The organism is Candidatus Methylomirabilota bacterium (genome assembly GCA_036005065.1).
Taxonomy (GTDB): Bacteria; Methylomirabilota; Methylomirabilia; order Rokubacteriales; family DASRDR01; genus DASYQW01.
In genome coordinates this window covers 1-12139 of sequence record DASYQW010000223.1, presented here as the reverse complement: position 1 = coordinate 12139, position 12139 = coordinate 1, and the positions used below count along the sequence as shown (strand labels likewise).

The window sequence follows — 12139 nt, the reverse complement described above, 5'->3', positions numbered from 1 at the left end:
TGGATGAACACCCGCGGCTCCGTCGTCTGCAGCTCGATGAAGCGGCCCGTGTACCCGGGGTCGTAGGTGACCTGGAAGAGAGCGCCGGGGTCGCGCGGGGCGCGTACCCAGCCGGAGGCATCGAGCACGCGGGCGCGGACGATCGCTGACCACGGGATCTGCAGCGGCGGCAAGAGGAGTCGAAGCAGCGGGAGGGCCGAGAGGTTCAGCGCATCGTCGGTCGGCGCCACCCGCAGGATCCCGACCAGACGAACCTTGCTCTGCTCGTAGGCCGGGTCGTCGAAGCCGACTCGCCCGATCACCGCCGTCCGACACGTCTTCCAGCTCCGCGTCACCGGCACCCGGGGCGGGTAGCGCTGGGCCAGGGAAGGCCAGGCGCTCGCGCGGAGAAACAGGAAGGCGACGAGCCCGGCCACGAAGACGACGAACGCGACCGCCCCGAGCGCCTGAAGCCACCCGGGCGTCGCCGGACCGAAGATCAGCGGCATCAGAATCGAGAGCGCGATGGCTGCCGGGATGATGATCCTGGCGTTGCTCACAAAGCCGCCTGGTAACGCATCAGGGCACGCCGCTTCGCAACGCCTTTCCGAGTCGATCCGTCCCCACGCTTGAGCTCACCGGCCAGCAGCAGCCGCGGGGTCGGGTTCCACGTCGCGTCGAGGTCGATGACCCATCGTTGGCTCGAATTGGTGTCGTCCTGCTCCGGCCCGTAGGAGCCACCGATGCCGAAGTTGAGGAGGCCCTCCCGGGCGACGGGCGTGAAGCCGATCCGACCCCCGAAGGTCTTGCCGCTGTTGTTGTCGTCGAAGGGGTGGTGGGTGGTCTCGGATTCCCACCGGCTGGCCACCCAGCCGGTCGCGTCCAGCGACGGGACGAATTGGTAGGCCGCCTGGAAGCCTGTTTACCATGGTCAAGCGGGCCGTCGGACCATTCCGCTATGATACGGTACGGACGCTCGGCCCCGTGCGTCGCGAAGGATGGGACGACTCTATCTCGTCGGTGACAAGGCGGAGATCGACCGGCGGAGGAAGCTCGTCGACCCGTCCCTGCTGGTGGAGGTGTGGCAGGACCTCTACACGGCCGACATCGTCTGGATGGGTGACGAGGCCGCTCGCCGCATCACCTACGGGCAGAATCGGCAGCGCCCTCCGGGGGGGCTCTTCTGGATGGGTGAGCAGGCGAAGCGGGCCCTCGACAGCGCCGGGGAGGCGTTGCCCTCCCTGCTGGTCCTCGCCGAGCCGGCCGTGCCCATCTATTACGGGCCACGTCTGGCCGATCTCGAATCCCTTCCGGTCGAAGAGTCGCTCAAGGCCCGCGTTCTATCGGCCCATGGCCTGGCCGTTGCCTGGGTGACGTACGACCAGTCCGGGGCGCGCAATCAATACGAGCCGAAGCTGCCGACCGACCCCACCTTCTTTCTTCGCCGACCGCGCGGGCGGGCGGCTCATCTCTGGCGCCTCTTCCGGACCAAGGGGGAGGCCTGCGCGTACATGGCCGAGAATTTCGCCAGGGACGCGGAGGCCATCGAGTGGGCCCAGCGGCTGGCCGTGGAGAGCTTCGACGGACTGGTGGAGCGCTTCAGAGTAGAAGGGTAGGAACGGCCGGGCGCGCCTCTACTCGGATCGCTGTAGCTCGATGAGCGTGGGGATGGCCCGCCAGTAGCCGTCCCCGTGGGCGATGAGATCCAGGTGGGGGGACCCCCAGTCCTCCACCAGCGCGGAGCCGGCGTTCCAGCGGACGCGGCGGTCGAGCCCCTTCAGGTAGCCCTGGCACGCCTTGCAGGCTTCGATCAGGTAGCCTTCGTCCGCCTCCTCGGCCTGGAGGCGGACGAGGTCGCTGACGTTCCGGTTCCCGCAGTACGGGCACCGGAGGCGGGAGAACACCCACCCCGCGCCGCATACGTGGCAGGCCAGGCGGCGCTGACCGGTCTCGAGGAGGTCGACGTACCCCGGGGGCGCGCCGCACAGGGGACAGACGCCGAGATCCCAGGCCCCCTCGGTGAGGTGCGGGCCGCACTCCGCGAAGAATGCCTCGAGGATCGGACGCAGGCTCCCGTAGGCCAGGAAGGCCAGGGCTTCCTGGGAGAGCCCCGTCCGTTGCTGGACCGCGGACGTGCCCACACGGCCCGGTCCGGGAAACAAGTCGGCGGGCGCGATCTCCCCCCGGTCCCACGCCTCGGCGAAGCGCTGGAGCGCCTCGGTTTCCTCGCCCATCGCCGCCAGCACCTCCATGACGCCGCTCAGGAGGTCTTCCATCTCTTCCCGGGGAAGCGCGGCCGCCGTCTCGGCGAGCAGCGGCACACCGCGCCGCCAGCGGTCCTGGCACTCGCCGGCCGTCCATCGGAGGGGGTCGACGCGGTCCCCGGGCCACGCCACCCACGTCTCCAGGATCCGCGCGTAGGGGGCCAGCGAGGCGCGAAAGGTCGGTCGCCGCTCCAGGAGCCCGCGCCACTCTTCTTGCAGTGTCTGGTAGGTCACCGGCCTCTCACGGCTCTCGGGGCTTCGTCAGACGGCGCAGGGTCAGACGACGAGGGCCCCGGCGGCGCGGGGCCCCTCGCGAAAGACAGGAGCGGATCGGGGGTTACGACGCCCCCACCTGCCCGCCCGCGATGATCACGTACTTGACCAGGAAGCCGCCGACCAGCACCAGCACGGACACCAGGGCCGCCATGCCCGGCGTGGCCTTCCTGATGGCGCCGCTGAAGTGGAGCACCAGCGGGGCCACCGTCCCCACGATCACGACCCCCAGCCAGAAGGGGATCCCGTAGGGCCCGGCGAGCAGCACCCCCATGGCCCGGCTGAGCCCCACCGAGCCGGCTCCCGCCACGCTGGCGAAGAACAGGACCAGGGCTACCGCCTGGATGATCAGCGCGAAGGCGGTGAACCGCATCAGCCGATAGAGCGAGTCGTTGGCCTGGCCGCCCAGGGCGCTCAGGATCAGCGCGATGGCCGCGCCGCCGGTGGAAGCCCCCACCGCCAGGAACAGGGCGCCCAGCCAGTGGGCGCTGACGAAGAGCGGCCGGGCCGTCGCCCCCAGCAGGACGCCGGGATAGGCGGCGATGAAGAAGCCGAAGACGCCCCCGACGATCCCCACGATCAGGCGAAGCGTGGGGATGCCGCGCCCGCCTCGATGCTCCACGAAGGTATCCAGCGCAGCCACGAGCGCGCAGGCGCCGAAGGCGAAGAGCGCCCAGGCGCCGACGTTCATGGGCGAGAAGGGCTTGAGGTGGAAGGGTCCGACGGTCACCGCATCCATGCCGATGGCCGTGCTCGGCTTCGCCACCATCACCATGTGGAGGAAGCGGGTCGGCAGCCCGAGGTCGACGATCAGCAGGAGGGGCCCCGGCAGGATGGCCAGGAACGCGAGGTAGTACCCGACCCGGACGACGTCCCGGTAGCGCTGGCTGTCGAGCAGATTGGCGACGGTCGCGATGACGAAGGCGCCGCCGGCGATTCCGCCCAGGAAGAAGTAGACGTCGATCAGGAGCGGCCAGTCGGCACTCTTGAGGAGGCCCGGTTCCATCAGGCGCCTCCCTTTCCGCCCCGATCCCGGAATGCCACCACGGCGCCGAGCCCCACCAGGATCGCCGAGCCGATGGAGAGCAGGGAATCCGTGAAGACGTTCCGCTGCGGGAGCTTGGGTTTCTCGGGGAGCCCGTAGACCGCCGGCTTCCCCAGGAGCAGGAAGAAGGCGTTCAGGCCACCCAGCGGCCCGTTCTGGTCCTCGCCGTAGAGCTGGGCGTTCGCGTAGCCCTGCTTCCGGAGCTCGGCCACGCGCTTCTGGGCCAGCGTGGCCAGCTCGTCGCGGTAGCCGAAGCGGATCGACTGCGTGGGGCAGGCCTTGGCGCAGGCCGGGCCCAGCCCGTTGTGGATGCGGTCGTTGCAGAAGGTGCACTTGGTGGCCGTCCCGGTGTCGTGGTTGAAGGCCACGACGCCGAAGGGACAGGCCGACACGCAGTAGCGGCAGCCGTTACAGATGTCCTGGTTGATGTTGACCGTGCCGTGCTCGGTCCGGTAGATGGCGCCGGTCGGGCAGGCCTCGAGGCAGCCGGCCTGGGCGCAGTGCTTGCACACGTCGGACATCATGTGCCACTGCTTGATGTGGCCCTTGTCGTCGGTCTCCTCGAAGAACCGCACCAGCCGGAAGCTCTTGTCGGTGAAGTGCGGGTGATTCTGGTAGCTCCCGGTCCACTCCGGCTCCTCCGGGGCGAGCTGGTTCCACTGCTTGCAGGCGACCTGACAGGCGCGGCACCCGATGCACAGGGAGACATCCGTGAACATCGCGAGCGTGCGGGCCATGCTATGCCTCCTTCCTGACGTTGCAGAGGAGGGCTTTCGACTCCTGGATGAACGTCGTCGGGTCCCCGAGGCTCGCCACCAGATCGTTGGTGATGTCGCCGCGGGCCGAGCGCATGACGCCCTGGTACCCCCAGTGCCAGGGGATTCCCACCTGGTAGACCTTCTTGCCGTTGATGATGAACGGCTGGATCCGCTCGGTCACCATGGCCTGCACCTTGATCTTGGCCCGGGGCGTCTCCACGGTGATCATGTCGCCGTTCGTGATGCCCAGCTCCTTGGCCATCTCCGGTCCGATCTCGGCGAAGTGCCCGTAGAAGAGCTCGGAGAGCCACGGCACGTGCCGCGACATGCCGGCCGCGTGGTGCTCGGTGAGCCGATAGGTCGTCAGGATGTAGGGGTACTTGTCGGGGGTGCCCAGCTTGTTGAGGTCGCCCACGTCGTACACCTTGGCCACCGGGTTGTTCTGCACCTTGGAGAGCAGGTTCTTGGTCGGTGACTCGAAGGGCTCGTAGTGCTCGGGGAACGGCCCGTCGAGCACCGAGGCGAAGAATTGCCCGAGGCCGTGGGGGTTCATGATGAAGGCGTCGGTCCCGCTGATTCCCTTGAGCGGCCCGTCCTTGGCCCGCGGCGCGTCGGGCGCCATCGTCGGCCCGAAGTCGGGGACGTCGTTCCCGACCCACTTCTTCTGGGCGGCGTCCCACCAGATGAGCTTCTTCTTCTCGCTCCAGGGCTTCCCCGCCGGGTCGGCGGACGCGCGGTTGTAGAGGATCCGGCGGTTGGCCGGCCACGCGAACCCCCAGTTGTGGGCGAGGTAATCGCCCTCCTTGGCCCGCTCGCGCCGCAGCGCCAGGTTCTTGCCCTCCTCGGGATAGATCCCGGTATAGATCCAGTTGCCGCAGGCAGTGGAGCCGTCATCCCGGAGATGGCCGAACGTCTTGACCGGCTGCCCCTTCTTGTAGAGGAACTCACCCGGCTTGTCCTTGTCGGGGATGTCCTCGGTGGCGTACCCGTTGCACTCCTTCAGCACCAGCTCCATCTTGGGCTCTTTCTTTGCGCCCTGGGGCTGGTAGTCCCACACCAGGTCGAGGACGGGCCGGTCCTTCTTGGCCGTGGAGTCCTTGTAGAGGGTCTTCACCCGGGTCCCGAGGTCCACGACGAAGGCCGCGTCCGAGCGCGCATCGCCCGGCGGCTCGATGGCCCTCACGTGCCACTGGGCCAGCCGCATGGTGTTGGTGATGGAGCCGTCCTTCTCGGCGGCCGGCGCGCCGGGGATGAAGAACACCTCGGTTTGCGAGCCCTTGGGGTCGATCCCCGGCTCCTTCCATACCGCGGCCGTGTCGGACTCGAAGATGTCCACGACCACCAGCCAGTCGAGGCTCCGGAGCGCCTGGCGCACCATCTTGGCGTTCGGGCTGTCCACCGCCGGGTTCTGCCCCATGCAGATGAAGCCCTTCACCTTCTTCTGGAGCATCCCGATCGTGAAGTGCTGGTGCGAGTAGGCGTCGGCCTTCTCGCGCTTCGGGAGGTAGTCGTAGGCGTAGTCGTTGTCCTTGGTCGCCGCCGGCCCCCACCACGCCTTCAGGAGGCTCACGACGAACTTCGGGTTGTTCACCCAGTAGCCGCCCTTGGGGGTCGTCTTCTCCAGGTAGTCGGTGAGGGTGGGGTGTGGGGCCTGGAGCGGCTCGGCCGGGTAGCCCGGCAGCATGTGGTAGAGGGTGCCGAAGTCGGTGGCGCCCTGGACGTTCGAGTGACCCCGGAGGGCCACCACGCCGCCGCCCGGCCGCCCGATGTTGCCGAGGACGAGCTGGAGCATGCAGAGGGCTCGGATCTGCTGGACGCCGTTGGTCGACTGGTTGAGCTGGAGGGCGTAGGACGCGGTGGCCGTTTTGTCCGGCCCCGAGGCCGAGCAGTAGATCTCCGCGGCCTTCAGGAACAGGTCCTTCGGAATGCCGCAGATCTTCTCCACCATCTCGGGGGTGTAGCGGGCGTAGTGGCGGCGGAGGTGCTGGAAGACGCAGTTGGGATCCTTGAGCGTCTTGTCCTGCTTGGGATAGCCGTCGGCGTCGAGCTGGAACTTCCACGTCGACTGGTCGTAGGTGCGCTTGCCGGCGTCGTAGCCGGTGAACAGCCCGTCCAGGTCGGCCGGCGTCTTGAAGGCCGGGTCGACCAGGAGCGAGGCGTTCGTGTAGTTGACCACGTAGTCGTGGAAGTACTTCTTGCTCTCGATGGCATAGCGGATCAGGCCGCCGAAGAAGACGATGTTGGTGCCTGACCGGATCGGCACCCAGATGTCGGCGGTGGCCGAGGTCCGCGTGAAGCGCGGATCGACGTGGATGATCTTGGCCCCCCGCTCCTTGGCCTTCATGACCCACTTGTAGCTGACCGGGTGACACTCCGCCCAGTTGGAGGTCGGCATGATGACGTCGGCGTTCTGGACGTCGATCAGGTTGGTGGTCATGGCTCCCCGGCCGAAGGTCGCCCCGAGGGCCGGCACCGTCGCCGAATGGCAGAGGCGCGCCGAGTTTTCCAGGTTGACGAGGCCGAGGCCGCGGGAGAGCTTGGCGATCAGGTAGTTTTCCTCGTTGTCGAGGACGGAGGAGCCCAGCCACGCGATCCCCTCACACCGGTTGACGGTGACCTCCTTGTCACCGACCTTGGTCTTCTCCACGAAGGTCTCGTCGCGGGACTTCTTCACCCGCTGGGCGATCTGTTCCATCATCCAGTCCAGCGGCTTCTCCTCCCACCGGTCGCTGCCCGGGGCCCGGTAGAGACACTTGGTGATGCGGCGCTCGTTCAGCGAGAGCTGGTAGGTCGAGGAGCCCTTCGGGCAGAGCGCGCCCTCGGTGTGGGGCGCGTCGGGATCGCCCTCGATGTCGATGATCTTGTTGTCCTTGACATAGATGAGCTGGGCGCAGCCGACGGCGCAGTAGGGACAGACCCCGGGGAAGACCTTGGCCTCTTTGATCCGCATGGAGGTGGCCGCCGCCTCCACCGGGGCGAGGTCGATTCCCCGGGCGCCGACGGCGACGCCCGTGGCGGTGGCCCCCGAGAACCTCAGGAACTCACGGCGCGATAGGCTCATGACGGACTCCTCTACACTGAGGGGGGTTCGCGTCGCTGGCTCGAGTGCGAATGGCAGTCCTCCGCTCCGCCACGGCTCGGTCGGAGCGCAGGCCCTCGGGCGGGCGGGGCTACAGCTCGGGGCTGGCCCACTCTTCCCAGGCGCGACGGAGGACGACGATCCTCGAAGGGCGCCCCGCGGCTGACTCGATCTTGACGATGTCTCCCGGATTCAGGGCGGCCAGGTCGGCGGTCGTTCCCTCGTCCGTTGCCACCACGGTCCCCTGGTGACAGGACAGCTCGGTACACGCATCCTGTGCGCCCCGAACCCGCACCCGGCCCCTGGCTTTGTCGACTTCGACGATCAGGAGCCGACTCGTCTGAAGGCGGTCGGTGAGACTCTCCGTCATCGTGCTTCTCCTGGAATCGAAGTTACTGGTTGATGGTTTTGGCCCTTGTACTATGGTCAGACCGCCGGTGTCAAGCGGTCAGACCACAGGCGGCGGGCCGGGGCGCCGCCATCCTAGACGCGATGCGTCAACCATCACGGGGCCCCGGCTGGTTCGCGCGGGTGTAGAGGGAGAGCTGCTCCTCGAGGACGCCCCGGGCCGCGTCCACCTGACCGGCCTCGAGGAGCTCGACCACGCGCCGGCGGGCGGCAGGATCGAGGATCGGCCCGTTGGTCACCGGATTGTACAGCCGGCCCAGCTCGAGCAGGATGCGCTTGACGCTCCCGGCATCCCCGAGATTGGCCAGCGCCTCCCGGAACATGTCGATGGCGGGATCGTCGCGCTTGCGGAGCTTGCCCCGCCGGAAGACGAGATCTTCGGTGGAGTCGGCCGGGCGGTCCTCGACCATGGCGCCAATCCTGATGCGGGATTATAGGAACGGGGCCGGGGCCCGGTCAATGGCGAACCTGGCAAGGCCGAACCCGGGAAAAGGCTTGACCGGCGCGCCGGCGGGCCACTAGGCTGGAGATCACCGGGGAGTTCCCATGCGCGCCTATTACATCTGGAAGACCGGCAATCTGCGCGAGGTCAAGGGGCATGTCGTCCGCGAGCAGCCCCTGACGGTCTTCGTCGACGGCGAGAAGTTCATCACCCTGCTCGCCTCGCCGACCAAGCTCGACTGCCTGGTGGTCGGTTATCTGTGGCTCGAGAAGGTGATCGCGTCGGTCGACGACATCCGCCGGCTGTCGGTCTCCGAGGTGGACGGCCGGGCGGAGGTCGAGCTCACCCGCCCGGTGGAGCTGCCGAAGGAGCGGATCCTGACCTCCGGGTGCGGCGGCGGCATCACCTTCCGGATCGACCCCCGGCTGTTCTCCCGGGCCGAGTCCGACCTGCGCGTCGACCCGGCCTGCCTCTTCGACCGGATGAAAGAGCTCTACCTCCAGGCAGTCGGTTACCGATCCTCACGGGGGATCCACGGAGCCGCGCTCGCCGATCCCGACCGCTTGCTCTTCATGGCCGAGGACGTCGGCCGTCACAACGCGGTGGACAAGGTCGTCGGGGAAGCCCTCCTCAAGGGGGTCTCCACCCGCGACCGCATTCTCCTGAACACGGGGCGCATCTCTTCCGAGATGCTGCTCAAGGGGGCCCGCATGGGGGTGCCCCTCGTCGTCTCGCGGACCTCCCCGACCGAGATGGCGGTGAGCCTCGCCGAGCAGCTCGGCATCACGGTCGTCGGCTATCTCCAGCACGACACCTTCAACCTCTACGCCGGCGGGGACGCCCTCATCCTCGACGACCCGCCGCGGGTCCCGCTGCCGCCAGCCGCCTGACCGCGCCGGGATACCCGCGCCTTCGGACGCGGGCGGCCCGCCGGCCTGGGCGGAGCCAGGCGAGGCGGCTCGCCAGGCCGACCACCTCTCCGATCACGGCGACGACGGGAGGCTCGAGTCGCGCCGTCCGCGCCTGCTCCACGATGTCCGCCAGCGTGCCGGTCACCGTCTCTTGCGCCGCCGTCGTACCCCAGCGGATCAGCGCCACGGGGGTCTCGGCGGCGCGGCCGTGGGCCCGGAGCTCCCCGACGATCCGGGGGAGGCTCCCCACCCCCATCAGAACGACCAGCGTGTCGACGGCGGTCGCCAGTCGCCCCCAGTCGACGGTCTGCCTGCCGCCGTCCTCGTGCCCCGTGACGACGGCGAAGGACGAGGCGAGCCCCCGGTGGGTCACCGGGATGCCGGCGTACGCCGGCACGGCCACCGCCGAGCTGACGCCGGGGACGATCTCGAAGGGGATACCGGCGGTGGCCAGCGCCGACGCCTCTTCGCCGCCCCGGCCGAAAACGAACGGATCCCCGCCCTTCAGCCTGACGACCCGCCGGCCGCGGCGCGCGTGGTCGATCAGCAAATCGTTGATCTCGGCCTGCGGGAGACAGTGGGAGCCGGTGAGCTTGCCCGCGAAGATGCGGAGGGCCTCGGGCGGCGCCTCGTCGAGGAGGCGGGGGTTCACCAGCCGGTCGTAGACCACGACTTCCGCGCGCCGGAGGCGCCGGAGCCCCCGGAGGGTGAAGAGTCCCGGATCGCCCGGGCCGGCCCCGACGAGGCTGACCCGGCCTAGTCGCATGGCTCGCCCCCGAGGCGTCGCACCAGGTGACTCCGCGCCTCGGCGGGCCGTCCCGCGGCGACGAGTCGCCTGATGTCCCCGTCGAGCGCCGCGCGCCAGGTCTCGGCGTCCGGGCGATGCCCGCGTCCCCGGAGCTCCTGCCGGACCTCGGCCACGATGCGGGCGAGCGCTGCGTAGTCCTCGGTGAAGTACGCCTCGAGCTCCTCCCGGATGGCACGGGCGAGCGCCGGGCTCGTCCCGCCGGTGGCCACGGCCACGACGAGGTCGCCGCGCCGGAGGACGGAGGGAAGGATGAAGTCGCAGCGGGCGGGGTCGTCGGCAGCGTTGACCCAGACTCCCCGCGCCCGTCCCTCGCGGGCGACCTCCGCGTTCACCTCGCCGTCGTCGGTGGCGACGAACGCGAGGTGGCACCCCGCCAGGTCACCCGGCGCATACGGTCGGGCCTGGTGGCGGATTCCGCCCTCGCGGGCCAACCGCGTGAGGGCGGGCGTGAGGGCCGGGCTCACGACGGTCACGGCCGCCCCCAGGGCCCGCAGGGCCTCGACCTTCCGCTCGGCCACCGGGCCGCCCCCGATGACGAGGCAGGGCCGGCCGTCGAGGTCCAGGAAGATCGGGTAGTATCCCATGGCTTACCCGTCGACGCCGTGCGGAGCGCGGCCGGGTGAAAGATCGCGCGCCACGGCGGCGAGCTCCTGGCCGGCCAGGAACCCCCGCAGCTCGTCGTCTGTGTGCCGCGCGCAGAACTGGCGGAAGTTCTCCGCCGGTCTTCGGGCGGCGAGATACGCGCCGAGGAGCCGCTCGACCGCGCCGGGCACCTCGGTGGCGGGCACGCGATAGCCGACGGGGCGGGCGGTCGCCCGGTGCTTGCCGACTCCGCCGCCCACGCAGAAGTAGTAGGCGTCCACCAGTCGCCCCTCCACCTTGACCTTTTTCCCTTCGATCCCGATGTCGGCGATCCAGTGCTGCCCGCAGCTGTTCGGGCATCCCGTGACGTGGATCTTCAGGTGCTGCCCGAAGCCGGGCAGCCGGCCTTCGAGCTCCTCCACGAGCCGGCGGGCGAAGCCCTTGGTTTCGGTCAGGGCCAACTTGCAGAATTCCGTTCCGGTGCAGGCGATGGTTCCGCGCCAGAACGACGAGGCCTCGAGAGGAAGGCCGGCCGCCGCGGCCTCCCGGGCTAGCGTGTCGACGCGCCCACGGGCCACGTTGGGGATCAGGAGGTTCTGCATGTTCGTCGTCCGCAGCTCGCCCGTTCCGTAGGCCTCGGCGAGGGTGGCGGCGGCCCGCATCGCGGCCGGCGTGAGCCGCCCCCGGAGCACCGCGAGCCCCGCGTAGCAGTAGCCGGCCTGCTTCTGCCGGTGGATGCCGACGTGATCCCGGTAGACGTCGTCGGGAGGGTCCTCGGGGACCGCTCGGTCGAGCCGGAAGCCGACCCGGCGCTCCAGCTCGGCCTGGAAGCGCTCCACCGTCCAGCCGTGGGTCAGGAAGAGGAACTTCAGGCGCGCCTTCTCGCGGTTCTGCCGCAGCAGGTCGCTGTCACGGAAGATCTCCGAGATGCCCCGGACGACCGGCAGCACCTGGTTCCATCGGACGAAGGCGTCGAGGCGTCGGGCGAGGTGCGGGTCGGTCGAGAGCCCGCCCCCCACCCGGACGGAGAAGCCGACCTCCCCGGTCTCGGGGTGGGGGAGGGCGGTCACGCCGACGTCGTTGATCTCGGGGTAGGTGCACCAGACCCGGCAGCCGGTGATGGAGATCTTGTACTTCCGGGGGAGGTTGTAGAAATCGGGGTTGCCGTTGAGCATGCGGGTCGCGGTGTGCACGAGCGGGGAGGCATCCGCGATCTCGTCGGCGTCCACCCCGGCCAGCGGGCAGCCGGTGATGTTGCGAGTGTCGTCGCCACACGCCCCCATGGTGGTGAGTCCGACCCGCCCCAGGTGCCGGAAGATCTCCGGCACGTCCTCGATCGGGACCCAGTGGAGCTGGATATTCTGGCGCACGGTGAGGTCGGCGATCCCGCGGGCGTGACGCTCGGCAAGGTCGGCGAGGGTGCGGAGCTGATGAGCCAGGAGGAATCCGTTGGGGATCCGGATGCGGATCATGAAGTAGGGGACGGCCCGGCCTTCACCGCCCACCCCGCCGACGGCCCCCTGACCGTCGCCCTGCGAGTAGATCCCCCACCAGCGGAAGTACGTGCTCCACTCCGGCGGGATCGCGTCG

At 69.3% G+C, this 12139-nt stretch carries 12 protein-coding genes and 1 pseudogene; 2 read left to right on the top strand and 11 right to left on the bottom strand.

Annotated elements, in window-relative coordinates; translation table 11 throughout:
* Both VGW35_16695 and VGW35_16690 read right to left on the bottom strand, forming a co-directional pair.
* Positions 1-539: hypothetical protein (locus VGW35_16695; GenBank protein HEV8309298.1), on the bottom strand; the 539-nt coding region annotated here is incomplete at its 3' end.
* Positions 536-889: pseudogene (locus tag VGW35_16690) on the bottom strand (outer membrane beta-barrel protein). The pseudogene VGW35_16690 and the gene VGW35_16695, both read right to left, overlap by 4 nt.
* Before the next feature lie 88 nt (positions 890-977).
* Between VGW35_16690 and VGW35_16685 the strand changes: the two are divergent.
* Positions 978-1595, top strand: a complete 618-nt coding sequence (locus VGW35_16685; GenBank protein HEV8309297.1) for a hypothetical protein — start codon at positions 978-980, stop codon at positions 1593-1595.
* An 18-nt stretch (positions 1596-1613) separates the two neighbouring features.
* On the opposite strand, the gene VGW35_16680 is transcribed toward VGW35_16685, so the two are convergent.
* From VGW35_16680 to VGW35_16655, 6 genes are all read right to left on the bottom strand, one after another.
* The gene (locus tag VGW35_16680) at positions 1614-2477 is read right to left on the bottom strand and encodes a formate dehydrogenase accessory protein FdhE (protein ID HEV8309296.1); all 864 of its coding nucleotides are present in this window, start codon (positions 2475-2477) and stop codon (positions 1614-1616) included.
* 103 nt (positions 2478-2580) lie between these two features.
* Positions 2581-3522 (bottom strand): NrfD/PsrC family molybdoenzyme membrane anchor subunit, encoded by a 942-nt coding sequence (gene nrfD, locus VGW35_16675; protein HEV8309295.1) that lies wholly within the window; start codon positions 3520-3522, stop codon positions 2581-2583.
* Positions 3522-4298 (bottom strand): 4Fe-4S dicluster domain-containing protein, encoded by a 777-nt coding sequence (locus tag VGW35_16670; GenBank protein HEV8309294.1) that lies wholly within the window; start codon positions 4296-4298, stop codon positions 3522-3524. Before VGW35_16670 ends, nrfD begins: the two co-directional genes overlap by 1 nt.
* Before the next feature lies 1 nt (position 4299).
* Entirely contained in the window at positions 4300-7380 is a 3081-nt protein-coding gene (gene fdnG / locus VGW35_16665) for a formate dehydrogenase-N subunit alpha (GenBank protein ID HEV8309293.1), read from the bottom strand.
* A 109-nt stretch (positions 7381-7489) separates the two neighbouring features.
* The gene (locus VGW35_16660; protein HEV8309292.1) at positions 7490-7768 is read right to left on the bottom strand and encodes a hypothetical protein; all 279 of its coding nucleotides are present in this window, start codon (positions 7766-7768) and stop codon (positions 7490-7492) included.
* 127 nt (positions 7769-7895) lie between these two features.
* Positions 7896-8216, bottom strand: a complete 321-nt coding sequence (locus tag VGW35_16655; protein ID HEV8309291.1) for a hypothetical protein — start codon at positions 8214-8216, stop codon at positions 7896-7898.
* Positions 8217-8352: 136 nt separating this feature from the next.
* On the opposite strand from VGW35_16655, the gene fdhD reads away from it, so the two are divergent.
* Positions 8353-9138, top strand: a complete 786-nt coding sequence (gene fdhD, locus VGW35_16650; protein ID HEV8309290.1) for a formate dehydrogenase accessory sulfurtransferase FdhD — start codon at positions 8353-8355, stop codon at positions 9136-9138.
* On the opposite strand, the gene cobA is transcribed toward fdhD, so the two are convergent.
* From cobA to VGW35_16635, 3 genes are all read right to left on the bottom strand, one after another.
* Positions 9092-9925, bottom strand: a complete 834-nt coding sequence (cobA, locus tag VGW35_16645; protein HEV8309289.1) for a uroporphyrinogen-III C-methyltransferase — start codon at positions 9923-9925, stop codon at positions 9092-9094. The two genes, fdhD and cobA, sit on opposite strands and share 47 nt — an antisense overlap.
* A complete protein-coding gene (locus VGW35_16640) occupies positions 9916-10551 on the bottom strand; it encodes a bifunctional precorrin-2 dehydrogenase/sirohydrochlorin ferrochelatase (GenBank protein HEV8309288.1) in 636 nt (211 codons plus the stop codon). Before VGW35_16640 ends, cobA begins: the two co-directional genes overlap by 10 nt.
* Before the next feature lie 3 nt (positions 10552-10554).
* A partial coding sequence (locus tag VGW35_16635) for a nitrite/sulfite reductase (protein HEV8309287.1) occupies positions 10555-12139 on the bottom strand: 1585 nt, incomplete at its 5' end.